Origin of the sequence: Jatrophihabitans telluris (genome assembly GCF_023516435.1) — a bacterium.
Classification (GTDB): Bacteria; Actinomycetota; Actinomycetes; order Mycobacteriales; family Jatrophihabitantaceae; genus Jatrophihabitans_A; species Jatrophihabitans_A telluris.
On sequence record NZ_CP097332.1, the window covers coordinates 1,627,723 to 1,651,012 of the forward strand.

General features: G+C 68.4%; 19 protein-coding genes. 11 read left to right on the plus strand and 8 right to left on the minus strand.

Annotated features, from left to right (window positions below):
- Nucleotides 1-53 precede the first annotated feature (53 nt).
- The 6 genes from M6D93_RS07690 (at nucleotide 54) to M6D93_RS07715 (ending at nucleotide 7,570) form a co-directional block, all read left to right on the plus strand.
- Nucleotides 54-2,060 (plus strand): protein meaA, encoded by a 2,007-nt coding sequence (locus tag M6D93_RS07690; RefSeq protein WP_249773771.1) that lies wholly within the window; start codon nucleotides 54-56, stop codon nucleotides 2,058-2,060.
- A gap of 16 nt (nucleotides 2,061-2,076) precedes the next feature.
- Nucleotides 2,077-2,736, plus strand: coding sequence for an endonuclease NucS (gene nucS / locus M6D93_RS07695; RefSeq protein ID WP_249773772.1), 660 nt, complete (start codon nucleotides 2,077-2,079; stop codon nucleotides 2,734-2,736).
- Nucleotides 2,737-2,789: 53 nt separating this feature from the next.
- Nucleotides 2,790-4,361 (plus strand): aldehyde dehydrogenase family protein, encoded by a 1,572-nt coding sequence (locus tag M6D93_RS07700; protein ID WP_249773773.1) that lies wholly within the window; start codon nucleotides 2,790-2,792, stop codon nucleotides 4,359-4,361.
- A gap of 105 nt (nucleotides 4,362-4,466) precedes the next feature.
- Complete coding sequence (locus M6D93_RS07705; RefSeq protein WP_249773774.1) at nucleotides 4,467-6,239, plus strand: 3-hydroxyacyl-CoA dehydrogenase family protein; 1,773 nt, start codon at nucleotides 4,467-4,469, stop codon at nucleotides 6,237-6,239.
- 3 nt (nucleotides 6,240-6,242) lie between these two features.
- Nucleotides 6,243-7,175 carry a hydroxymethylglutaryl-CoA lyase gene (locus tag M6D93_RS07710; RefSeq protein ID WP_249773775.1) on the plus strand — a complete coding sequence of 311 codons (933 nt, stop codon included), beginning with the start codon at nucleotides 6,243-6,245 and terminating at the stop codon, nucleotides 7,173-7,175.
- A 35-nt stretch (nucleotides 7,176-7,210) separates the two neighbouring features.
- Nucleotides 7,211-7,570: a hypothetical protein gene (locus tag M6D93_RS07715; protein WP_249773776.1), complete on the plus strand. Its 360-nt coding sequence runs from the start codon at nucleotides 7,211-7,213 to the stop codon at nucleotides 7,568-7,570.
- A gap of 7 nt (nucleotides 7,571-7,577) precedes the next feature.
- Here M6D93_RS07715 and M6D93_RS07720 read toward each other — a convergent pair whose 3' ends face one another.
- The 4 genes from M6D93_RS07720 to mce all read right to left on the minus strand — a co-directional run bounded on the left by M6D93_RS07720 (nucleotide 7,578) and on the right by mce (nucleotide 11,703).
- Complete coding sequence (locus M6D93_RS07720; protein ID WP_249773777.1) at nucleotides 7,578-8,657, minus strand: AI-2E family transporter; 1,080 nt, start codon at nucleotides 8,655-8,657, stop codon at nucleotides 7,578-7,580.
- A gap of 119 nt (nucleotides 8,658-8,776) precedes the next feature.
- The gene (locus M6D93_RS07725) at nucleotides 8,777-9,694 is read right to left on the minus strand and encodes a coiled-coil domain-containing protein (protein ID WP_249773778.1); all 918 of its coding nucleotides are present in this window, start codon (nucleotides 9,692-9,694) and stop codon (nucleotides 8,777-8,779) included.
- A gap of 85 nt (nucleotides 9,695-9,779) precedes the next feature.
- A complete protein-coding gene (gene ccrA / locus M6D93_RS07730; RefSeq protein ID WP_249773779.1) occupies nucleotides 9,780-11,123 on the minus strand; it encodes a crotonyl-CoA carboxylase/reductase in 1,344 nt (447 codons plus the stop codon).
- Between the two features lie 154 nt (nucleotides 11,124-11,277).
- The gene (gene mce / locus M6D93_RS07735) at nucleotides 11,278-11,703 is read right to left on the minus strand and encodes a methylmalonyl-CoA epimerase (protein ID WP_249773780.1); all 426 of its coding nucleotides are present in this window, start codon (nucleotides 11,701-11,703) and stop codon (nucleotides 11,278-11,280) included.
- Between the two features lie 102 nt (nucleotides 11,704-11,805).
- On the opposite strand from mce, the gene M6D93_RS07740 reads away from it, so the two are divergent.
- Both M6D93_RS07740 and meaB read left to right on the plus strand, forming a co-directional pair.
- On the plus strand, nucleotides 11,806-13,005 hold the full coding sequence (locus M6D93_RS07740; RefSeq protein WP_249773781.1) for an acetyl-CoA C-acetyltransferase: 1,200 nt from the start codon (nucleotides 11,806-11,808) through the stop codon (nucleotides 13,003-13,005).
- Nucleotides 13,006-13,067: 62 nt separating this feature from the next.
- Nucleotides 13,068-14,165 (plus strand): methylmalonyl Co-A mutase-associated GTPase MeaB, encoded by a 1,098-nt coding sequence (gene meaB, locus M6D93_RS07745; RefSeq protein ID WP_249773782.1) that lies wholly within the window; start codon nucleotides 13,068-13,070, stop codon nucleotides 14,163-14,165.
- Here meaB and M6D93_RS07750 read toward each other — a convergent pair.
- Nucleotides 14,162-14,575, minus strand: coding sequence for a globin domain-containing protein (locus M6D93_RS07750; protein ID WP_347343572.1), 414 nt, complete (start codon nucleotides 14,573-14,575; stop codon nucleotides 14,162-14,164). The two genes, meaB and M6D93_RS07750, sit on opposite strands and share 4 nt — an antisense overlap.
- Nucleotides 14,576-14,799: 224 nt before the next feature.
- Here M6D93_RS07750 and M6D93_RS07755 point away from each other — a divergent pair, with 224 nt between their 5' ends.
- A complete protein-coding gene (locus M6D93_RS07755; protein ID WP_249773784.1) occupies nucleotides 14,800-16,644 on the plus strand; it encodes a S53 family peptidase in 1,845 nt (614 codons plus the stop codon).
- Nucleotides 16,645-16,819: 175 nt separating this feature from the next.
- On the opposite strand, the gene M6D93_RS07760 is transcribed toward M6D93_RS07755, so the two are convergent.
- Both M6D93_RS07760 and M6D93_RS07765 read right to left on the minus strand, forming a co-directional pair.
- Nucleotides 16,820-17,575 (minus strand): DUF2127 domain-containing protein, encoded by a 756-nt coding sequence (locus M6D93_RS07760; protein ID WP_249773785.1) that lies wholly within the window; start codon nucleotides 17,573-17,575, stop codon nucleotides 16,820-16,822.
- A gap of 77 nt (nucleotides 17,576-17,652) precedes the next feature.
- The gene (locus tag M6D93_RS07765) at nucleotides 17,653-18,870 is read right to left on the minus strand and encodes an acyl-CoA dehydrogenase family protein (protein WP_249773786.1); all 1,218 of its coding nucleotides are present in this window, start codon (nucleotides 18,868-18,870) and stop codon (nucleotides 17,653-17,655) included.
- A 68-nt stretch (nucleotides 18,871-18,938) separates the two neighbouring features.
- On the opposite strand from M6D93_RS07765, the gene M6D93_RS07770 reads away from it, so the two are divergent.
- Both M6D93_RS07770 and M6D93_RS07775 read left to right on the plus strand, forming a co-directional pair.
- Nucleotides 18,939-19,454, plus strand: coding sequence for a MarR family winged helix-turn-helix transcriptional regulator (locus tag M6D93_RS07770; RefSeq protein WP_249773787.1), 516 nt, complete (start codon nucleotides 18,939-18,941; stop codon nucleotides 19,452-19,454).
- Between the two features lie 24 nt (nucleotides 19,455-19,478).
- A complete protein-coding gene (locus M6D93_RS07775) occupies nucleotides 19,479-21,152 on the plus strand; it encodes a metallophosphoesterase (RefSeq protein WP_249773788.1) in 1,674 nt (557 codons plus the stop codon).
- Between the two features lie 55 nt (nucleotides 21,153-21,207).
- On the opposite strand, the gene M6D93_RS07780 is transcribed toward M6D93_RS07775, so the two are convergent.
- Nucleotides 21,208-23,235, minus strand: a complete 2,028-nt coding sequence (locus M6D93_RS07780) for a prolyl oligopeptidase family serine peptidase (protein WP_249773789.1) — start codon at nucleotides 23,233-23,235, stop codon at nucleotides 21,208-21,210.
- Nucleotides 23,236-23,290: the final 55 nt, after the last annotated feature.

A 23,290-nucleotide genomic window follows, 5' to 3' on the forward strand; every position in this document is an offset into this window, starting at 1 on the left:
AACTGAACCACATCCGCCTACCCACGGGTAGCGCTGGTGTCATCATCGGCAACATGGCCGACGTGCAGCGGGACAAACCCTGGGTGATGCGGACCTACGCCGGCCATTCCAGTCCGGCCGAATCCAACGCGCTCTACCGGCGCAATCTGGCCAAGGGCCAGACGGGTCTGTCCGTCGCCTTCGACCTGCCCACCCAGACCGGGTACGACCCGGACGCGGAACTGGCGCGGGGGGAGGTGGGCAAGGTGGGCGTCCCGATCGCGCATATCGGTGATCTGCGGGCGCTCTTCGAAGGGATCCCGCTGGAGCAGATGAACACGTCGATGACGATCAACGCCCCGGCGATGTGGCTGCTCGCGTTGTATCTCGTCGTCGCGGAGGAACACGCGCACGCCGCCGGCCTCGATCCCGCCGAGGTCCGCGGCAGGCTCGCCGGTACCACTCAGAACGACATCGTGAAGGAGTACCTGTCCCGAGGGACCTACGTCTTCCCACCCGCCCCGTCGCTGCGGCTGATCACGGACATGATCGCCTACACCGTCGCCGAGGTGCCCAAGTGGAACCCGATCAACATCTGCAGCTATCACCTGCAGGAAGCGGGGGCCACGCCCGTGCAGGAGCTGGCGTTCGCGCTGTGTACGGCGATCGCGGTGCTCGACTCGGTCCGCGAGAGCGGGCAGGTGCCGCCCGATCGGTTCGGCGAGGTGGTCGCCCGGATCTCCTTCTTCGTGAATGCGGGGGTTCGCTTCGTCGAAGAAATGTGCAAGATGCGGGCGTTCGTGCAGTTGTGGGATGAGATCACCGCCGAGCGTTACGGGGTGAGCGACGCCACGCAGCGCCGGTTCCGCTACGGCGTGCAGGTCAACTCGCTCGGCCTGACCGAGGCGCAGCCGGAGAACAACGTCACCCGGATCCTGCTCGAGATGCTGGCCGTGACCCTGTCCCGCGACGCCCGGGCCAGAGCGGTGCAGCTGCCGGCCTGGAACGAGGCGCTGGGACTGCCCCGGCCGTGGGACCAGCAGTGGTCGTTGCGCATGCAGCAGGTGCTCGCCTTCGAAACCGACCTGCTCGAGTACGGCGACCTGTTCACCGGCTCGCCGGTCGTGCAGGCCAAGGTCGACGAGCTGACCTCCGGCGCGCGGGCGGAGATCGCCCGAATCCTCGACCTCGGTGGGGCCGTCGCCGCGGTGGAATCGGGATACTTGAAGTCGGCGCTGGTCAGCTCGCTCGCCCAACGGCGTCGGCGGATGGAGTCCGGGGAGGACGTGGTCGTCGGCGTGAACCGTTTCCTGGAGACCGAAGCGAACCCGCTGACCGCGGACCTGGACGCCGCCATCCTCACGGTCGAGCCGGGAGTGGAGGCCGCGGCCGTCACGGCCCTCACGCACTGGCGGGCCGAGCGTGATCAGATCGAGGCCGACGCCGCGCTGGCCGAGTTGATCAAGGTTGCCGCTACGGCGGACAACCTGATGACGGCGACGCTGCGTTGCGCGCGCGCCGGAGTCACCACCGGCGAGTGGGCCACCGCCCTGCGCTCGGTGTTCGGGGAGTACCGGGCGCCGACCGGGGTCGGGTCGGCATCGGCCGGCTCGTTCGACGATGCCTTCGACGTCCTTCGCCGCCGAGTGGCCCAGACCGGAGCAGAACTCGGCGCGCCGCTGAAGTTCCTGCTCGGCAAGCCTGGTCTGGACGGGCACTCGAACGGCGCCGAGCAGATCGCGGTCCGGGCCCGCGACGCCGGGTTCGAGGTGGTCTATTCGGGCATCCGGCTGACCCCGGCGCAGATCGTCGCCTCAGCGGTCGAGGAGGACGTCGATGTCATCGGACTGTCGGTGTTGTCGGGCTCGCACCTGTCGGTCGTGCCCGAGGTCCTCGCCGGCTTGCGCGAGGCCGGACTGGACGACGTACCCGTGATCGTCGGCGGGATCGTGCCGGACTCCGACGCCGAGCGGTTGCGTGCGGCAGGCGTCGCCCGCGTCTTCACGCCCAAGGACTTCCAGATGAGCACGGTTCTCCACGGCGTGGTGGACGCGATTCGCGAGGCGCACGATCTGAGCTGAAGGCTAGGCTGCCGGAGTGCGTCTGGTCATTGCTCGCTGCTCGGTCGATTACATCGGGCGACTGACCGCCCATCTGCCCATGGCGCCGCGGCTGCTGATGGTCAAGAACGACGGGTCCGTCCTCGTCCACGCCGATGGTGGTTCCTACAAGCCGCTCAACTGGATGTCGCCGCCGTGCAGGCTGGTCGAGGCCGATGGCCAGTGGACGGTGACCAACAAGGCCGGTGAGCAGCTGGTGATCACGCTCGAGGACGTGCTGCACGATTCCAGTCACGAACTCGGCATCGATCCGGGCCTGGTCAAGGACGGGGTCGAAGCCCACCTGCAGGTACTGCTGGCCGAACACATCGAGACCCTGGGCGACGGGTACCGCCTGGTTCGCCGGGAGTACCCCACCGCGATCGGCCCGGTGGACATCCTGGCCCGCGATCCGGCGGGGTCGGCGGTCGCCGTGGAGATCAAGCGTCGGGGCGAGATCGACGGTGTCGAGCAGCTGACCCGCTACCTGGAACTGCTCAACCGGGATCCGCTCCTGGCCCCGGTTCGCGGCGTGTTCGCCGCTCAGGAGATCAAGCCGCAGGCCCGAACGCTGGCTCAGGACCGGGGGATCGAGTGCCTGGTGCTGGACTACAACGCCATGCGCGGCCTCGACAACTCCGCCGACCGGCTGTTCTGAGCCGCGGCACGGTGGCACTTTCCTTCGGGGCTACTCGTCAGTAACCTCGGGCTATGACTGCGGTGTCGTCGCCTTCCAGCCCGCCCGAATCGACCGCCCCGGCTCGGCCAGCCGGTCGCGAGGACGGCACCTTCGAGTCGGTCAACCCGGCCACCGGCGCGTCGCTGGGCCGATATGCCGTCGCCGATTCGGCCGAGGTCGACGACGTCGTGGCCCGGGCCAGGGACGGGGCCGTCTGGTGGCAGTCGCTGGGGGAGCCCGGGCGGCGAACGATTCTCCGACGGTGGCGTGCCGAACTGGTGGCCAGGTCCGACGAACTGGCGCGCCTGATTCACCTCGAGAACGGCAAGACGATGGCCGACGCGGTCATCGAGGTCAGCATCGCGATCGCCCACCTGGACTGGGCCGCCCGGCACGCGCGCACGGTTCTCGGCAAGCGCCGTGTCAATCCAGGCGTCCTCGCCCCCAACCACGCAGCAACCGTGGAGTACCTGCCGTTCGGGGTCGTCGGCGTCATCGGTCCCTGGAACTACCCGGTGCACACGCCGATGGGTTCGATCTCCTATGCCCTTGCGGCCGGCAACGCGGTGGTCTTCAAGCCGAGCGAGTACACCCCGGGGATCGGGCAGTGGCTGGTCGATTCCTTCGCGCCGTTGGTCGAGGATCGCGCGGTGTTCGTCCTGGTCACCGGACTCGGCGCGACCGGGGCCGCGCTGTGCCGGGCCGGCATCGACAAGCTGGCCTTCACCGGTTCGGCCCGCACCGGCAAGCTGGTGATGGCGGCCTGTGCCGAGCATCTCACCCCCTGCCTGGTGGAGTGTGGCGGCAAGGATCCGATGATCGTGGCGGCCGACGCGAACCTCGACCTCGCGGTGGACCAAGCGCTCTGGGGTGCGATGTCCAACGGTGGTCAGACCTGCGCAGGCGTCGAGCGCGTCTACGTCGAGGCAGCGGTCTACGCCGACTTCGTCGAACGGGTGGCCGTGCGAGCTCGTCAACTCCGATCCGGCGGTGCCGGTGCCGGTGCCGGTGCCGGTGGCGGTGGCGCACACGATCATGTCCCGGACTACGGCCCGATCACGATGCCGGGCCAGCTCGAGGTCATCGCTCGGCACATCGATGCCGCCCTGGCTGACGGTGGGCGCGCGGTGGTCGGCGGCCCGAACTCGGTGCGCCCTCCGTACGTGGACCCGGTGGTGCTCGTGGACGTGCCGGCCGATTCGATCGCGGTCACCGAGGAGACGTTCGGACCCACCGTCGTAGTGAGCCAGGTCGCCGATCTGGACGAGGCCGTACGACGGGCCAACTCCACGACCTACGGGCTCGGGGCTTCGGTCTTCAGCCGGCGCCAGGGCAGACAGGTCGCAGACCGGCTCGACGCGGGCATGGTGAGCATCAACTCCGTACTGACCTACGCCTCGATTCCGGGCCTGCCGTGGGGTGGCAGCAAGGACTCCGGCTTCGGGCGCATCCACGGCCCGGACGGGCTGCGGGAGTTCGCGCGTTCGCGAGCCGTCACGCGGGAGCGCTTCCCGATCCCGCTCAAGGTCACGAGTTTTGCCCGCGGCGAGAAGGCTATCGGGCAGTTACGGCAACTGGTTCGAGCCCGGTGGGGCCACCGCTGAGACCGTGTGACTAGTACCCCACCGAACGGCGTGCCTCGAGTCGGCCGGTTACCGTCAGCTCGGAGCGTGACGCAACTGTCCCGGTCAGGAAGGGTGATCTCGGCGATGACGCGAGAGTTCAAGCGAGTCGGTGTGGTCGGGCTCGGCACCATGGGCGCCGGGATCGTCGAGGTGTTCGCCCGTCAAGGCCTTCAGGTCGTCGCCGTCGACCGCGACGAGGAGGCCGTCACCCGCGGCCGGGGACATCTGCAGACCTCGACCGGTCGGGCCGTGGCCCGCGGCAAGCTCACCGAGCAGGATGCGGCCACCCTGGTCGATCGGGTCAGCTTCAACACCGAACTCAAGGCAATGGCTGATGTCGACCTCGTCGTCGAGGCCGTGCCGGAAAACCTCGATCTGAAAAGGTCGATCTTCGCCGCGCTGGACGAGATATGTCCGCCCGAGACGATCCTGGCCACCAACACCTCGTCCTTGTCGGTCACCGAGATCGCCGTCGCGACGGGGCGTCCGGGCAAGGTCGTCGGGCTGCACTTCTTCAATCCCGCGCCGGTGATGAAGCTCGTCGAGATCGTCCGCAGCGTGGTCACCGAGCCCGACGTCGTCGCCGACATCGAAGCGTTCGCCGCTGCGCTCGGCAAGACGGACGTGACCATCGGCGATCGGGCCGGGTTCATCGCCAACGCCCTGCTGTTCGGCTATCTCAACCACGCCGCGGCAATGTACGAATCCCACTACGCCAGCCGCGAGGACATCGACGCGTCGATGAAGCTCGGTTGCGGGTTGCCCATGGGTCCACTGGCCTTGCTCGACCTGATCGGTCTGGACACCGCGTACGAGATCCTCGACACGATGTACAAGCAATCGCGCGACCGGTTGCATGCACCGACCCCGATCTTCAAGCAGATGATCACCGCGGGCCTGCTCGGCCGTAAGACGGGCCGCGGCTTCTACAGCTACGAGAAGGCCGACTCGCCCGTCGTGATCGCCGATCCGCAGACACCGAGCAGCGAACCGCTGTCCGGCGGGCGAACGGTCGACTCGGTCGGGGTGGTCGGCTCTGGCACCATGGCGACCGGCATCGTCGAGGTGCTGGCCAAGGCGGGTCTGGACGTGCACTACGTCGCCCGGGGCGCGGACAAGGTGGCCAGGGTCCGCAACGCCGTCGAGCGATCGACTGCGAAAGCCGTTGAGCGCGGCAAGATGTCGCCTGCCGATCGCGACGGGGCATTGAGCCACATCAGCGGTTCGAGCGAGCTCGCCGATCTCGCTCAGGTCGACCTGGTCGTCGAGGCCGTGGTCGAGGATCTGTCGGTGAAGCGGCTGCTGTTTGCCGAGCTCGATGCGGTGTGCAAGCCCGGCGCCGTTCTGGCCACCACGACGTCCTCGCTGCCGGTCATCGAGTGCGCCGCGGCCACCAGCCGTCCGGGCGAGGTCATCGGAATGCACTTCTTCAACCCGGCAGCCGTCATGAAGCTGGTCGAGGTCGTCAGCACGGTGGCCACCGAGGCCGAGGTGGAGACCACCGTGCTGCAGTTGACCGCAAGGATCGGCAAGCACGCCGTCCGGTGCGGGGACCGGGCCGGTTTCATCGTCAACGCCTTGCTGTTTCCGTACCTCAACGACGCGGTGCGCATGCTGGAGGCGCACTACGCCACCAGTGAGGACATCGACTCGGCCATGAAGGTCGGCTGCGGCTACCCGATGGGCCCGTTCGAGCTTCTGGACGTCGTGGGCCTGGACGTCTCACTGGCCATTCAGCGGGTGCTCTACCTGGAGTTCCGCGAGCCGGGCTTCGCCCCCGCGCCGTTGCTGGAGCATCTCGTCACGGCCGGCCGGTTGGGGCGCAAGACCGGCAAGGGCTTCCGCGAATACGCTTGAGTCATGTCCGCACGACAACTGCCTGATCAGATCGGCTGGGACGGGTTACCCGAGCGGGTGACCATCTGTGAGGTCGGTCCCCGCGACGGCTTGCAGAACGAGTCCGGCGTCGTCGACCTCGCGGTGAAGCTGGAGTTCCTCGATCGGCTGGCCGACGCTGGTCACACCCTGATCGAGGCCACCAGCTTCGTGCACCCCGCCTGGGTCCCGCAGCTGGCCGATGCCCAAGAGCTGCTGGCCAAACTCGATCGGCGTCCCGGTGTTCGATACCCCGTCCTGGTTCCCAACGCGACCGGTCTGGACCGTGCTCTGGCGGCCGGCGTCGAGCAGATCGCGATCTTCGGCAGCGCTACCGAGACCTTCGCCCGCAAGAACCTGAACCGGTCCCGGAGCGAGTCCGTGGCCATGTTCGCGCCCGTCGTGAGCCGGGCTCGCGCGGAGGGACTGGCCGTGCGGGCTTACCTGTCGATGTGTTTCGGCGATCCGTGGGAGGGCCGGGTGCCACTTCGGCAGGTAGCCGACGCTGCCGGGGAACTGATGGCGCTGGGGTGCACCGAGCTCAGCGTGGGTGACACCATCGGGGTCGCGACACCGGGGCAGGTCCGTGCCCTGCTGGCGATGCTGTCCGGGGACGGGATCGATCTCGACCAGGTGGCGGTCCACTTCCACGACACCTACGGCCAAGCGCTGGCCAACACGCTGGCCGCGTTGCAATGCGGTGTGCACATCGTCGACGCGTCGGCCGGCGGCCTGGGTGGCTGCCCGTACGCCGAGAGCGCGACCGGCAACCTGGCGACCGAGGATCTCCTCTGGCAACTCGACGGTCTGGGCGTGCAGACGGGTGTCGACCTGGACAAGCTGGTCAGCACCAGCGTCTGGATGGCCGAACGCCTGGGGCGCCCGAGCCCGTCGCGCGTCGTGCAGGCCTTGGGCTGATCTCCGGCCGGTTCGAGGCTGACTAACCTGGTGGGGTGCCGCGCCGGAACCACTCAGCTCGATCCTCCGCCCGGTCGACACGGGAGTCCGGCAGACAGCACGGTGCCGCGGGCCCCGACGGCGGCCGTCCCAGTGCCTTCGACCAACGCACCGAGTCCTGGCGGGGTGAGCAGTACGTGGTGCGGGCAGTCACGGGCTCCGGATCAGCGGGCCCGTATCGATGCCCGGGATGTGACCAGGTTCTGGCGGCGGGCGTCGCGCACATCGTGGCGTGGCCGGCCCACCACGACGATGCCGCGGACCGCCGGCACTGGCACAGCGCCTGCTGGGCGGCGCGGGCCGCGCGCGGTCCGGATGTCCTGCGCTCGCGCAATGCTCCGCGCTACGGCCGGTGACAGGCCCTCAGCGCGCGGCCTGACGTGGCAGGACGACCTCGCGCAGGATCAGGGTGATCACGGCGACCAGTGGGATCGACACGAGGAAGCCGATCACGCCGAACAGGGTGTAGCCCGCCAACGCGCCGACGACCGCCGCGGCCGGACTGATCCGGACGTCGCGGTGCAGCAGCCTCGGGTAGAGCCAGATGCGCTGCGCGGTGTACCAGGCCAGTAGGAAGACGACCGTCGCGATACCCGAGGCCGTCGACTCCAGAAACACGACCGTGGCCACGACGGCGGTGGCCAGCACCTGGCCGACCAGCGGCGCGATCTCGAGCACCGCGACGATGAAGGCGAGCGCGAACGGGTACGGGACCCGGATGGTCCAGAAGAACACCAGGCTCACCAACCCCGAACAGAGCGCCAACCCGGCCGTGCCGATGACGTACCGGCCGATCTGCAGCACGATCTTGTCGCCGATCCCGCGAACCCGGGCCCGGCGGGAAGCCGGCGACAACCGGTAGGCGAAACCGGTGATGTCGCGCAGGTACAGCAGGAAATACAGGGTGAGCACGCCGAGGGAGAAGACTTCGAAGATGGTGGTGGCCACCGTCGATCCCACCGAGAACAGGTTGGTCGCCAACTGCTGGATCAGCTTGGAGTCCTGCAGGTACTTCTGGATCGAGGTCAGGAGGCCGAAGCGGCGGTCGAGCTCGGCGATCCGCTGATTGTGTTGCAGCTGAGTGACGTAGTGGGGCAGCTGGTCGACGAACGTGGTCGTCTGCGAGACCAGCGGGGGAACGACGGCCAGACCGAGTCCGGTCAGGAACAGCACGGCCGTGAGGAAGACGGCGGCGACCGACAGGCCCCGGGGGAGCCCCCACGACTCGACCTTGCGGACAGCGGGATCGAGACCGGCGGCCAGGAACAGCGACAGAGCGATGAGGATCAGCGTGTGCTGGCCCTGTTCCAGGGCGCGGAACAGCAGGTAGGCGAACCCGAAACCGATGGCCGCGGTCAGGCCCAGCCGGAACGGAGAGTAGGTCGCGAACTGGCGGCCGCGGGTCGGGCGGTAGGTGGCCAGTGGGTCGGTGCGTCCCGGCAAGCCTGTTGCGGTACTCGAGCCCGGGGGGCCGGCTGCGCCAGCACCCACGGGCGCGGGGCTCTCCTGAGCGGCTGCGCTGTCCCGCGCTGCCGAGACCGCGCCCGGACCGGCGGGTTCGATCACGAAGCGGTCGTTCCGGCCGTAGGCGGCACGCTGGCTGCGACAACGGCCGCGAGACGCTCGTGCAGTGCGCTGAGCTGGGTGTGGATCCCGATCCGCTCGTGGTCGAGCCGGTCGACCTCGGCCTGCGCGGCGGCAATCAGCGCGTCGGCGCGAGCCTCGGCCGCCTCATAGTCGGCCTGGGCCTGCTCCTCGGCCTTCGTCCGGCGGGCGCGCTGGGTGAGTTCGAAATCCTCCTCCGCGGTCGCGCGTCGCTGCGACGAGAGCTGGTCGGCATCGGCCCGCGCCCGCGCTGACGTGCGGTCCAGCTCGGCCCGCTCGGCGTCGGCGGCCTCGCGCCTGGCGGCCGTCTCCGCCTCGAAGGCGCTTGCTCGGGAGGCGATCTGGGTGGCCGCGCGCTCCAGCTCGCTCCTGGCCTGGGCCCTGGCCTGAGCCAGCTTCTGGTCGGCCTCGGCCGAGCGCTGCGCCGCGGCGGCGGTCAGCCGCTGCTGCTCGGCGGCAGCCTCGCCGCGTACTCGCTCGGCGTCGGCACGCGCGGCGCCCAGCACCCGCTCGGCTTCGACCTCGGCCGCGCGGCGGATCTGAGCCGCTTCCTCGTTGGCCAGCTGCAGCATGTCCCGAATGCGGTCCGAGACGTTGGTGGGGTTGAGCTCAGCAGCCTTGGCGGCCCGGGCGGCGCTGTCGGCCTCACGCTTGAGCGACTCGATGTGCGCGGCGTTGCTCGCCAGCTGGGCGGCCCGGTCGGCACTGGTGGCCAACGCCGCTTCGCGGGCGGCCGAGATCTCGGCGATCTCCGCCTCGGCGCGGGCGACATACTCGTCTACCTGGCGGCGGTCGTAGCCGCGCATCCCCACGTCGAAGTGTGGGACGTCGTCGCCGAGCAGGGGCAGGAGTTCGGTGCTGTTGTCTGCTGCCATGCCTCAATGGTCGCATGCAGGCCTGACCAAATCAGGCGTGCTTGCCGGTGTGTTCATCAGGGTTCATTCAGAACCCCGGCGAGGATCAGGCGCCCCGGAAGCGATTGATTGCCTGCAGGTGGCGGGCCCGGAACTCGTGGTCGAGCACTCCGAGCCCTTCGGACGCGGCCAGGCAGAGCACGCCGACCTTGCCCTGATGCAGGTTGCGATGGACGTCGTAGGCCGCCTGACCGGTCTCGGCGAGCGGGTAGACCCTCGATACGGTCGGGTGGATCGCGCCTTTCGCGACGAGCCGGTTCGCCTCCCATGACTCCTTGTAGTTGGCGAAGTGGGAACCGACGATTCGCTTGAGGTTCATCCAGAGGTAGCGATTGTCGTACTCGTGCCAGAAGCCCGAGGTCGAGGCGCACGTCACGATGGTGCCGCCGCGTTTGGCCACGTAGACCGAAGCCCCGAAGGTCTCGCGCCCCGGATGCTCGAACACGATGTCCGGGTCCTCGCCTCCGGTCAGTTCCCGGATCTTGGCGCCCAGTCGCTTCCACTCCCGCGGATCCTGGGTGTTGTTCTCGGACCAGAAGCGGTAACCCTCCGCGCTGCGGTCGATGATGAGTTCGGCTCCCATCCGGCGGCACAGCTCCGCTTTCTCGGGCGAGGACACCACACAGACCGGGATCGCGCCGCCGTTGAGGGCGAACTGGGTCGCATAGCCCCCCAGGCCACCGGATGCTCCCCAGATCAGCACGACGTCGCCCTGCTTCATCCCGGCGCCGTTGTGGCTGACCAGCTGGCGGTATGCGGTCGAGTTCACCAGGCCGGGGGAGGCCGCCTCCTCCCACGTCAGGTGCTCGGGCTTGGGCATCAGCTGATTCGACTTCACCAGAGCCAGTTCGGCCAGGCCGCCGAAGTTCGTCTCGAATCCCCAGATGCGCTGCTGCGGATCCATCATCGTGTCGTCGTGTCCTTGCGGATCCTCCAGTTCGACCGAGAGGCAGTGCGCCACGACCCGGTCACCGACCCGCCACCTGGTGACCCCCGGGCCGACCGCCAGCACCACGCCGGACAGGTCCGAACCCACGACGTGATAAGGCCGATCGTGTTTCTGGGCCAGGCTGGAGGACTTGCCGTAGCGCTGCAGGAAACTGAAGGTCGACACCGGTTCGAAGATCGAGGTCCATACCGTGTTGTAGTTGATCGCGCTGGCCATCACCGCGATGAGGGCCTCACCCGGGCCGATCTCGGGAGTCGGTACCGGTTGCAGGTGCAGCGACTTTCGCGGGTCCTTGTCCTTGGTGTCCAGGCCGGCGAACATGTCCACCTCATCGGCGCGGACGACGACGCCCTGATAGCGGTCGGGCACCCCTACCGCGGCGACGGCCGCGGGCTCGTTCGAAGCGATGGCAGCGCGGATCTGGTCGGCGAAATCGGCCACGATGGCGGGCTCCTCTACAGGCTCTGGCGCGGGCACGGCGTCCCGCCGGAAACGCGGATGGTCATGAGCGACGAGCGGATGTTGCGACGAGGTTACTGATCAGTAGCTTGGCCGTCCGGACGAGGTGACCCGCTCCACACCCGGGCGCGAGCCGTCAGGCGCTGCGGTCCGGGGCGTGCTCCACGAGCTCGACCAGCACGCCGCCGGCGTCCTTGGGATGGACGAAGTTGACCCGGCTGCCGGCCGTGCCCCGCCGGGGTGCCTCGTAGAGCAGACGTAGTCCCTTGCCCGACAGCTCGGCCATCGTCGCCTCGATGTCGTCGACGGTGTAGGCCAGCTGTTGTACGCCCGCTCCGTTGCGATCGAGGAACGTGGCAATGGTGGACGTGTCATCGAGCGGGGCGAGCAGTTGGATGCGGGTGCTGCCGTCGCCCACGGCCAGCATCGCCTCCCGCACGCCCTGCTCGGTGTTGACCTCCTCGTGCACGCTGTGGATGCCGAAGTTCTCGGCGTAGAAGGCGATTGCCTCGTCGAGGTCGGCTACCGCGATACCCACGTGGTCGATCCGCAGAATCGTCATGGTCACATCGTCGGGGCCGTAAACGCATGCGGCAGCGCGGGGTGGCACGGTTCATAGGGATTGGCTCTCACCGTGCGCCGGACACCCGGTTATCGTGGGTGCATGTCTGAAATCACGTCGGTCATAGTCGGCGGCGCCCGTACGCCGATGGGCCGCCTGCTGGGATCGCTCAAGGACTTCACCGCGCCTGCGCTGGGCGGACTGGCGATCCGTGGCGCGCTGGAGAAGACGGGCGTAGACCCGCGATCGGTCCAGTACGTGATCATGGGCCAGGTGTTGCAGGCCGGGATCGGGCAGGGGCCGGCCCGACAGGCGGCAGTCGAAGGCGGGATTCCGATGGACGTCCCGGCCATCACGCTGAACAAGCTGTGCCTGTCGGGGATCAACGCGATCACGCTGGCCGACCAGCTCATCCGGCTGGGGGAGTACGACATCATCGTGGCCGGCGGTCAGGAGTCCATGACCCGGGCCCCGCACCTGTTGCTGGGCTCTCGCGAGGGATTCAAGTACGGCGACGTCACCATGGCCGACCACATGGCCTACGACGGGCTGTCCGACGCGTTCACCGACCAGCCGATGGGTGCCCTGACCGAAGACGCCAACACCGAGCGGCAGGCGTTCACCCGCGCCGAGCAGGACGCCTTCGCCGCGCGCAGTCACCAGCTGGCGGCTTTGGCCTGGAAGAACGGGGTGTTCGACGACGAGGTCATCTCGGTGAGCATTCCCCAGCGCAAGGGCGACGCGCTGGAGTTCCGCTACGACGAGGGCGTTCGCGCCGACACCTCGGTCGACACTCTGGCCAAGTTGCGCCCCGCGTTTCGCAAGGACGGCACCATCACCGCCGGCAACGCCTCGCAGATCTCAGACGGCGCCGCCGCAGTGGTCGTGATGAGCAAGAGCAAGGCCGAGGAGCTGGGCCTGGACTGGATCGCTGAGATCGGCGCGAATTCCTCCGTCGCGGGACCGGACTCGACGCTGCAGTCGCAGCCGGCCAATGCGATCGCGGCGGCCGCGGCCAAGGAGGGCATCTCGGTGTCTGACCTCGATCTGGTCGAGATCAACGAAGCATTCGCGGCGGTCGGCCTGGCCTCGACGAAGCAGCTCGGCATCGATCCCGAGATCGTCAACGTCAACGGCGGGGCGTTGGCCGTCGGGCACCCGATCGGGATGTCCGGCGCCCGCATCGTCCTGCACCTGGCCCTGGAACTGCGTCGTCGAGGCGGCGGAATCGGAGCGGCGGCCCTGTGCGGCGGCGGCGGCCAGGGCGACGCTCTGATCCTTCGCGTCCCGGCCGCCTCCTAGGCGTCCGGTCGCGCGCATGCCGCCGGGCTCCGATCGTGATGTGCGGACGGGGCCGGACCGGCATGAGGCGTGAGCCGCCCCGCGCCTCTGCTCGCGATGATCTGGACACCCTGATCGATCAGGCTCGCCAGGGCGTGCCGCGGGCGGTGGCCCGGCTGCTCAGCCTGGTCGAGAACGAATCCGGTCAGCTGCGCGAGATCGCGGCTGCGTTGGCGCCGTTCACCGGTCGGGCCCGGGTGATCGGGCTGACAGGCGCGCCCGGCGTCGGCAAGTCCACCATGACGTCTGCGCTGGTCTCGGCGCTGCGCGATCAGCGGTTGCGGGTCGGCGTGCTGGCCATCGACCCCTCGTCCCCGTTCAGTGGCGGTGCGCTGCTCGGCGACCGGGTGCGGATGCAGGAACATGCCGTCGACAGCGGGGTGTTCGTCCGGTCGTTGGCGTCCCGGGGCCACCTGGGGGGCTTGAGCGCGGCGGTACCGCAGGCACTGCGCGTGCTCGACGCCGCCGGGTTCGATGTCGTCCTGATCGAAACGGTCGGCGTAGGCCAGTCCGAGGTCGACGTCGTCCGCCTGGCCGACACAACAGTGGTCATGCTGGCGCCGGGGATGGGGGACGGCATCCAGGCTGCCAAGGCCGGCATCCTCGAGATCGCTGACATCTTCGTGGTGAACAAGGCTGATCGTCCCGGCGCCGATGCCGTGAGCCGGGACCTGCGGCAGCTGCAGTCCTACGGCGCCGGCCGCGGCGATCGCGCGGCTTCGGACGATCGATCGGACGGGCCCGCATCGCTCGAGCGGTGGACGGTGCCGGTCGTCTCGACCTGCGCCGAAACCGGACAGGGGATCGGAGATGTCCTGGCCGCGCTGGAAGCCCATCATCGCTGCCTGACGCGTTCCGGCCTTCGGGCCCGGCGTACCCGCGGGGCCGCGGCGGAGATCGAGGCTCTGGCCTTGGCCGAGGTGCACCGCCGGTTCGCCGCGGTCGCCGGCTCGCACGCCGTGAACGCGTTGGCCGAACGGGTCAGCGCAGGCGCGCTCTCGCCCCACGCAGCGGCGGACGTGCTTGTCTCAGCGCTGGATCAACACGCTGACGGATCCACCGGGCTCACGGGGTCATCGACCGGGACACGAGCGGGACGGGACGGGCCTCAGGCGCACTAGCCACCGGGACGAAACGGCGGCGCGACGCCCCATCCCCAGTGCGGCACGGGGGCGTGCTCGGTCGGCTCGGCGCCTGGTTGAGAGTTCGACATCGCGATGCGCGTGCCCCATTCGAGGTAGCCGATCAAGGCGGCGCGAAACTCCGGGTCATCGGGCAGAGCGGCGTCGTCGGCGGCCAGGCTCATCAGGGTCGCGAACCGCAGCCGCTGCTCGGCCGTGATGGCCAGATTGCGGTGATGGGCAAGCATGTTCTCGTAACCGCCGTGCTCGCGGGTGTACCGATCAGGTCCGCCGAAGACCTCCGCCCACCAGTCGCCCACGTGCCGGCGATGGTTTACGGGGACGCCGCCCGGAAAGAACGGGGCGAGCAGTTCGTCCTGCTCCACACGGTCGTAGAAGGCGTTGATCATGCGGGACAGCGGCTCGTGGCCGCCCGCCCACTCGTACAGGCTCGGTTGTTCAGCGCTCACGGCTGGAGCGTAATCATGTAATCGAGGCGGCGGCCAGCCCGTTCGCGCGAGCGGTCATGATTTCACGTATTACTCACGAGTAACCCTGTTGGACCGCCGTCGTTGACAAAGGCAGAACCGCTCGTACGGATGCCGCCGCTGCGGCCTACCTCACCGGGGATGCCATGACCGTTCGTTGCCTGAAGTTCGCCGCCGCAAGCGCGGGACTGCTGCTCGCCGCCGGCCTGAGTGTCGCCGTTCTGCCGTCACCGGCCGGCGCCGCGGGGACCGGCTACACCGTGACCCAGAACGTCCTGCCGGGCCTGGCCCGGGCAATCGACCAGGGTGCGACCGCGTCCGGCACGCCGCTGACGCTCACCGTCGCCGCGGCTCGTCCGGATGCGGCGGGGGAGAAATCGTTCATCTCCGCCGCCCACGATCCCGCCAGTGCCCAGTACCGCAAGTTCCTCAGCCCGACCCAGTTCGCCCAGCGCTTCGGGGTGCCGACCGCGCAGCGCAGCGCAATCACCGGTTACTTCACCGCCGGGGGAGCGACCGTGTCCCGAACCTCGACTGCGGGTGACATCTACACGGTGCGCGCCACGACCGGCCAGTTGAGCAGCCTGCTGCACACCAGCTTCCGCAACTACCGCTACGGCGCCACCGCGTTTCTGGCCAACACCAGCGCGCCGGTCACGCCCGCGGTCCTGGGCATCACCAATATCAGCGGGCTCAACACCCTGCAGCGCTACTCCATCCCCGCCAAGGCGCAGCACAAGCCGGCCCAGGCAACGTGCCTGCCCGTACTGAACTGCGTAGGCGGCACCAGCCCGCAGGATCTCTGGAAGGTCTATGACCAACCATCGGCAAGCACCGGTCAGGGTCAGAAGGTCGCGATCTTCGGTGAGGGCCAAAGCGACGGTGTGATCAGCGATCTGCGGGCGTTCGAGTCGAAGTTCGGGCTGCCGCAGGTTCCGGTCACCGTCAAGCACCCGAGTGGCGACACTGGTTTCTCCGATGACGCCGGGCACATCGAGTGGAACATCGACACCCAGGCCTCGACCGGCATGGCCCCCAACGTCAGTGGCCTGGACCTTTACTTCGGATCGGACCTGTCCGACGCCGACGTGGCGCGGGTCTTCTCGACCTACACCGACGACACCAGTTCCCCGCTGCAAGCCTCAGCCAGCTACGGCGAGTGCGAAACGGTGCCGGTGGTCAGCCCGATCGTCGGGCAGGTGTTCACCGCTCCGGGATTGGCTTCGCTTCCGGTCGGTTTCGGTCTCGGTAACAACTCCGACGCGACCCTGGACCAGATCACCAGGCAGGCCGCGGCCGAGGGCAAGACCATCTTCGTCTCGACCGGTGACACCGGATCCTCCTGCCCGATCGTGGCGTTCCCGGTCATCGGCGCGGGCAACGGCGTCGTCAACCAGGCCGTGCCGGTGACGAACTCACCCGCCTCGCTGCCCTACGTCACCGCCGTCGGCGGGACCGTGCTCTACACCGATAGCAGCGGCAACCGCAGCCGCGAGTACGGCTGGGCCTTCTCCGGCGGCGGATCGACGCTGTTCACGCCGGAGCCGGACTACCAGGTAGGCACCGCGGGCAACACAGTTCCGTGCGTGACCGATACCTCGGTGACCTGCCGCGGAATCGCGGACGTGTCCGCACAGTCCGGCGACGTGACGGGTAACGGCTACGACATCGTCTCCTCCGGTACGTACACCGAAGGCGGAGGTGGTGGGACGTCGCTGTCCTCGCCGTTGTGGGCGGGCATGTGGACCCGGGTCCAGTCGGCGGCCACGACGAGCGCGGGCAACGGCTTCGCCAACTACGCCCTGTACCGGGTCGGCAACAGCGCAGCCAGCTACGGAAGGGACTTCTTCGATGTGAACTCTGCCGATCTGGCCACCGGACTGCCGGCCTCGAACGGTCTGTATCCGACCACGCCGGGCTGGGACTACGTCACCGGCTTCGGAACGCCGAAGGTCAGTGGCCTCATCTGCGACCTCGACGGCAGGTGCTGAGGCGCCTTCCCTCCAGTCCGCGTCCGCTCGTCGGACGTGACCGCCACGAGTTGCCACGCTCGGTCTTGCCGGCTCCCCCGTTCCCGGCAGGCAGCGTGGCAACTCGTGGCTACTTTGGTGCCAGCTCGGTGCGGTGCGGTGCGGTGCGGTGCGGTGCGGTGCGGTGCGGTGCGGTTCAGTGCGTCGCCGAGGCAGTCTCGACCTCGAGCAACGACGCTTCGTGCAGTTCTGCCTCATAGGCTTGGTGTCCGCCACGCAGGCCGAACAGTCGCTTGGACAGCAGCAGGTACGCGACCGCAGCGACATTGAGCGCGAAGGCGGCGGCGCGAAGCAGGGTCACCTTCTCGGACAACTCGTAGATCTCCAGCGGCAGGAACAGCGACGTCGCCACCACCGCGAAGTACTCACCCCAGCGCTTGAGCTTCCACAGCCCGACACCCTCGATGAGCTGCAGGACGCCGTAGAAGATGAGGAAGGCAGCGACCAGGTTCAGGGTTGTGCCTTTGGCGTTCAGGGCTTTCTCGATCGAATGGATCAGGCCGGAGTCGGTGGCGTTCCAGCCGAGCTGGTTGAAGAGGGGTTTGGCCGCGGCCAGATCCTTCTCGAACAGCTGGCGGACGCTGACCTGGCTGGACTTGAACTGAAGGACCGCCACACCGAGCACGAGGATGAACCCGCCGCGAACGAAGCGTTCGAGGGCGAGGAAGCGCAGGATGAAGGCCGACCGCAGTGCCTTGCCTCGCAGGAGCACCGGAGCGTCCTCGGCCGGACCCTGTCCGTGCGGCGACCCAAGGATGTAGTCCCCGCAGCGCAGACACCGCCAGGCTTCACCGAGCGGCGTGGTGGCCAGGAGCTTGGCGCGTAGCGCCTGCTCGGCCGGGGCGTAGGTGACGTGCCCGTGGCGCGAGCATGAGCGCAGGTTCCAGTCCACGCGCCGACCCTACCGGCCGCGGTTGCCGCCTCGTTTTCGCCGGGAGGCTCGTTCAGTGACCGAACAGTGATGCCGGCTCAGCGATAAGCCGAGATCCCGGTCAGCTTCTCCCCGAGCACCAGCGTGTGCACCTCATGGGTTCCTTCGTAGGTGTACACGGTCTCGAGGTTCACCGCGTGTCGCAGGACCGGATACTCGGTGGTGATGCCCGAGCCGCCGAGGATGGAACGTGCCTCTCGGCACACCTCCAGGGCCGCGCGCACGTTGTTGAACTTGCCGTAGCTGATCTGATGTGGCTCGATCCGGTGGGCGTCCTTCAACTCCGACAACCGACGGGCGACCAGCTGCATGTTCTGCACCGTTACCGCGAGCTCGGCGAGCTTGCGCTGGGTGAGCTGGAAGGACGAGATCGGCTTGCCGAACTGAACCCGGCTGCTCGCGTAGGCCAGCGTGCTCGCCAGCGCATCGCGAGCCGCGCCCACCGCGCCGTTCACGATGCCGAACCGGGCCTCGGTCAAGGCACCGAGCGGAGCCCGCAGGCCACGAGCCAGCGGCAGTTGCGCGCTGGCCGGTAGCCGGACCTCGTCGAAGCTCAGCTCCGAGGTGATCGAGGCACGCAGTGAAATCTTGTGGTGAACATCGGTTGCGGTGAACCCAGGGGTGCCGCGCTCGACCAGAAAGCCGCTGATGCCTTCCTCGGTCCGCGCCCACACGACGGCCACGTCGGCGATCGAGCCGTTGGTGATCCACATCTTCGATCCGTGCAGGATCCAGTCGGCGTTCTCACCGTTGCCATCGCGGCGGGCACGGGTGCGCATCGAACCGGGATCCGAGCCGGCGTCGGACTCGGTCAGGCCGAAGCAGCCGATGGCCTCGCCCGTGGCCATCCGCGGGAGCCAGTGCTGCTTCTGCTCCTCGCTGCCGTAGGCGTAGATGCTGTACATCGCCAGCGATCCCTGAACGCTCACCAGCGAGCGCAGCCCTGAATCGACCGCCTCGACCTCGATGCACGCCAGGGCATACTGGCTCGGCTTGGCCCCGGGGCAGCCGTAGCCGTCCAGGTGCATGCCGAGCATGCCGAGCTTGCCGAACTCGAGGGCCAGATCGCGCGCCGGAAGCGTGCCCGCCTCGAACCACTCGGCGATGTTGGGCCGCAACTGGTCGTCGGCGAACTTGCGGATCGAGTCCCGCAAGAGGCGATCGTCGGAATCGAGGAGTTCGTCCAAGCCGAGCAGGTCCAGCCGGGACAAGGCCTCGGCCGGGGAGATCGATGCGGGGGCGCCGTTGCCAGTCATGCGGCCACCATACGACGGGCTCCGTGCCCTCGTCTCGATTGTGTGTCGGTGGTCCTAAGCTGTCGCACATGCCCGCGCCACTGCCCTTCGACCCCGTCGCCCGCGCCGGCGAGTCCTGGCAGCGGTGCTATCCCGACGCCGGCGAACCGGTGTACTCGGCCATGCGGGCCGTCACGTCGATCATGCGGGCGCAGCAGATCCTGATCGCGGGGCTGGACACCGCGCTCAGACCGTTCAACCTGACCTTCTCCCGCTACGAAGCGCTCGTCCTGTTGACCTTCTCCTCGACCGGGGCGCTGCCCCTGTCCAAGATCGGCGAACGCCTGCAGGTCCACGCCACCAGCGTGACCAACGTCGTCGACCGGCTCGAGGCTTCCGGCTTCGTCAAACGGGAGCCGAATCCCCGTGACGGGCGCGGCACTCTCGCGGTCATCACCGAAGCCGGCCGCGAGGTGGCCGACGCGGCCACGCAGGAACTGCACCGCAACCGCTTCGGCCTGCAAAGCCTCGATCAGGACGACCTGGACCGGCTGTTCGGGACCTTGCGCCGGCTGCGCGCCGACGCCGGCGATTTCGTGGAGTAACCGTCGCTGGGTACGTTGGGGCGGATGAATTCCCGGATCGGCGAGACGCTGCTGCGAGCCAGGCGTTACGGCGCCTTCGCCCTGCGCCTGGCGATCCGGTGGAGCTTGCGGATCGCCCTGCCGGTAGTTTTCGCCAACGCGCTACTACGTGCCTTTCCCTACAAGGGGACGGCGGCCGGTATCCCGTTCCAGGTTCGGGGCACGCTGTTCACCCGCCCTGGGCTGAGCGCAGACACCTCGGTCGGCAACTGGGAGTTCCCGCACGTGGACGGGCTGCCGATCGGCCTGCACATCTCACCGACCGACGTCGACCTGCTGCGGCTGAGCAAGGCCGCCAACCCCGACAGCACGGCCTTCGTGGACGCGCTGAAGGCCGACCTGAACAGCGAGATCCCGTTCATCGGCCTCTGGCTGGCGGGCCTGTTGCTGGCCGGCGTCGTCGTCGGGCTGCTCGCTGCCGCGATGGTGAACATGGCCCAGCGCTACCTGCGACGCCTGCCTCGGCGCGACAACGAGTTGCGGATCAGGGTGCATCAGGCGGCGACCGCCGGCATCGTCGTGTTGCTCGTGTCGGGCTACGGAGTGCTCAGCTACGACCGCGACTGGACCAAACAGTCCAAGCTCACCGGCACGTTGGGTGCCGTCCAACTCTTCCCCTCCCAGCTGTCGGACTTCTACAACCAGCAGAACAAGGCCTATGACGTGCTCGGGGCCGTCGTCGGCATCCAGGCCTCGTTGCAGCAGCGCATCGACGCGGCCAAGACCCCCGACACCGCCTACAACATCATGTTCATCTCGGACATGCACCTGGCCGCGACCTACCCGCTCGTCGCGCAGTACGTGGACAACTTCGACGTCAAGCTGATCGTCAACACCGGTGACGAGAGCGAGTTCGGCACCAGCGGTGAGTTGACCCCCGGGTTCCGCTCCGCGATCAAAGCGGTCGCGGCCAAGGCACCCATGCTGTGGATGGCCGGTAATCACGATTCACCCGATGTGCAAAGGGTGATGAGTCAGATTCCGAACGTCTTCGTCCTGGGGGACAAGCTGCGCCAGAACGACGGCTCCTACGTGGTCAGCGGATCCCGGATTCACGCCTTCGGCCTCAATATTGCGGCCGTCCCGGACCCCCGCGTCTACGGCGCGGTAGGTTCCTACGGCTCTGGTGAGGACAAGGTCACCAACCCGCTCGAGATCGCCGCGATGGACCAGGCCGTCAACGGAATCCCCGACGATTTGAACCTCGACATCATGGCCAGCCACGAACCTTCGGCGGTGAACGAGCTCAAGGCGAAGCTGCCCGGACGGATCCGGCAGCTGGACTCCGGGCACACCCACGCGCAGAACGCCACCGGTGACCTCCAGTCCGGTGGAATCATCAACCTCGTCGAGGGCTCCACCGGCGCGGGTGGCCTGGACAACATCAATCGAGGCGAGAAGGCGCCGCCGGTGGAGTTCAGCATCGAGTCGGTGGCCTCGAACTGCCAGTTCGCGAAGCTGCTGCGCTTCCAGCTGGCCGACCCGTCCCTGCCGACCGATCCGACCGCGCTCACCGTGGGGGACAACGTGACGGTGTCGAGCGTCTACCTCAGCCCGCAGAAGATCACCGCCGGGCGCACCTGCTCAACCGTGGACGGCCTCTCGCCGGTCCGTCGGCTCACCGCGCCCATCGCCTCGGACGAACTCGCCCCACCCTGACCGGAGCGGTGACGGAGATGGTCGCCCTTTCGGCCGGCTCTCGCTGAGGTCGAGGTCAGGTCCAGCTCAGGCCGACCCGGTCACTGATGAAGGCCAGCGCATCCGTTCGTTCCGCGATCACCGCGGACCTGGCTCGTCCGGCGCCGTGTCCGCCGTCGAGTTCTACGCGGAGCAACACCACGCTGGCCGGGTCGGCGGCCGCCTGCAATCGGGCCGCGAACTTGTAGCTGTGGGCGGGCACGACCCGGTCGTCGTGGTCGCTGGTCATCACGAGCGTGTCGGGCACGGCCAGGCCGTCGGTGATCCGGTGGTAGGGCGAATACGCGTAGGCGTCGAGGAATTCCTCTCGCGAACGGGCCGGATCGCCGTAATCCGACGTCCATGCCCAGCCGATCGTGAAGTGGGTGAACCGCAGGACGTCGAGGACTCCGACCTCGGGGACCGCGGCTGCGAAGAGGTCGGGGCGCTGGGTGATCAGGGCACCCACCAGCAGGCCGCCGTTCGACCCGCCGTTGACGGCCAGCTGCCCCGGGCTGGTCCAGCCCTGCGCCACCAGGTATTCCGCCGCCGCGATCGCGTCGTCGAAGACGTTCTGCTTGTTGTGCAGGCGACCGGCGTCGTGCCAGGGCACGCCGTACTCGCCGCCACCGCGCAGGCTCGGCACCGCCAGGACGCCGCCGGCCGCGACGAAGGCCGCGCGGGATACGTTGAACGCCGGCACCACCGGGATGCGGAATCCCCCGTATCCGTAGAGCAACGTCGGGTGTGGGCCGACGGCCATCCCTGTCTTGTGCACGAGGAACATCGGGATCGACGTGCCGTCGGCGGAGGTGAACCGGACCTGTTCGGTGACGATGTCGGCCAGCACGGGCGACCGGCTGTCGAACAGCAGTAGCTCCTCGCCGGCGTCGAGGTCGTACTGGAGCACCACCCGCGGGGTGGCGAAGGACGTGTACGTCAGGTGCAGCAGTCCCGAGGCCCGGCGCGCCTGGACCTCCAGGACGGACCCGAGCCCAGGAAGCCTTATCTCATCGAGCTGATCGCCGCTGAGCGAGCGGAGCGTGAGTACGGAGTGGGCGTCGCGCAAGCGGTGCAGGAGCAGTCGGCCACCCGCCGCGTAGGCCTCACTGAGGATGTCGTCCTGCTCGGCGACGATTTCGCGCAGCGCGCCCGACTGCAGATCGAGTGCGACAACCCGCCCCCGGGGTGCGTCCAGGTCGGTGAACAGCACGAGCTCGCCGTCGAGACTGTCGACCAGTTGCCACGCGGCATCGTCCCGCTCGATCAAGGGCCGGGGGTGCAGCTCTGCGACGGTGGAGATCCACAGCCGGTTCGTGGGATCGGTGCCGCGCTGGCCGGCGATCACCAACCACTGATCGTCCGGGCTGATCTCGGCTGAGAAGATCACCTGCGGCTCGTCGGGCAACTCGAAGACGAGCTGGTCCTCGGCCACGCCGAGACGGTGGAGCTGAATCCGGTGGCCGCTGTTGGCTTCGATCAGGCTGAACTCATCCGGCCGCGGGAAGCATCCGTAGAAAAAACCGGAGCTGTCGGGCAGCCACTCGGCAGCGGTGAACTTCGCCCACGGCACCTCGTCGGCCAGATCCTGCCCGGTCTCGACCGAGCGCACCCGCCAGGTCTGCCAGTCGCTGCCTGCCTCGGAATAGGTGTATGCCACCAGCCGTCCGTCCGGGCTGGGGACAGCGCTGGCGATCGAAGTGGTCGAGCCGGTGCCGATCTGGTCGGGGTCGATCAGCGGCACACCGATCTGCTCGGGGTTGTCGCTGACGTGGTAGCTCAGCTGCTCGGCGGTGCCGTCGTTGACGAACCGGAACCACCGGTCGCCGCGGCACCGTGGCGCTGTCTGGACCGGCAACGAGGCGAGTTCGCCGACCCGCGCCGCGATCTGGGTGCGGCCGGGCAATGCGTCGAGGGCCTCGCGTGCGTACCGCGCCTGGTGGCTGACCCAATCGCGGATCTCCGGATCCTCCGACGGCCCCTCCAACCAGCGGTAAGGGTCGGGTACCGCGGTCTGGAAGAAGTCGTCGCTGACCTCGACCGTGCGAGTCTGGGGATACGCCATAGGCGAACGATATCCGCATCGGGGAATCGAGCGACCGGTGCTCGGTGTTGGTCCG

Coding starts and splice junctions, on each gene's coding strand:
- M6D93_RS07690 (WP_249773771.1), top strand. CDS start 54: ATGGCCGACGTGCAGCGGGACAAACCCTGGGTGATGCGGACCTACGCC.
- M6D93_RS07700 (WP_249773773.1), top strand. CDS start 2,790: ATGACTGCGGTGTCGTCGCCTTCCAGCCCGCCCGAATCGACCGCCCCG.
- M6D93_RS07705 (WP_249773774.1), top strand. CDS start 4,467: ATGACGCGAGAGTTCAAGCGAGTCGGTGTGGTCGGGCTCGGCACCATG.
- M6D93_RS07710 (WP_249773775.1), top strand. CDS start 6,243: ATGTCCGCACGACAACTGCCTGATCAGATCGGCTGGGACGGGTTACCC.
- M6D93_RS07725 (WP_249773778.1), bottom strand. CDS start 9,694: ATGGCAGCAGACAACAGCACCGAACTCCTGCCCCTGCTCGGCGACGAC.
- mce (WP_249773780.1), bottom strand. CDS start 11,703: ATGACGATTCTGCGGATCGACCACGTGGGTATCGCGGTAGCCGACCTC.
- M6D93_RS07740 (WP_249773781.1), top strand. CDS start 11,806: ATGTCTGAAATCACGTCGGTCATAGTCGGCGGCGCCCGTACGCCGATG.
- meaB (WP_249773782.1), top strand. CDS start 13,068: ATGAGGCGTGAGCCGCCCCGCGCCTCTGCTCGCGATGATCTGGACACC.
- M6D93_RS07750 (WP_347343572.1), bottom strand. CDS start 14,575: ATGATCAACGCCTTCTACGACCGTGTGGAGCAGGACGAACTGCTCGCC.
- M6D93_RS07755 (WP_249773784.1), top strand. CDS start 14,800: ATGACCGTTCGTTGCCTGAAGTTCGCCGCCGCAAGCGCGGGACTGCTG.
- M6D93_RS07765 (WP_249773786.1), bottom strand. CDS start 18,870: ATGACTGGCAACGGCGCCCCCGCATCGATCTCCCCGGCCGAGGCCTTG.
- M6D93_RS07770 (WP_249773787.1), top strand. CDS start 18,939: ATGCCCGCGCCACTGCCCTTCGACCCCGTCGCCCGCGCCGGCGAGTCC.
- M6D93_RS07775 (WP_249773788.1), top strand. CDS start 19,479: ATGAATTCCCGGATCGGCGAGACGCTGCTGCGAGCCAGGCGTTACGGC.
- M6D93_RS07780 (WP_249773789.1), bottom strand. CDS start 23,235: ATGGCGTATCCCCAGACTCGCACGGTCGAGGTCAGCGACGACTTCTTC.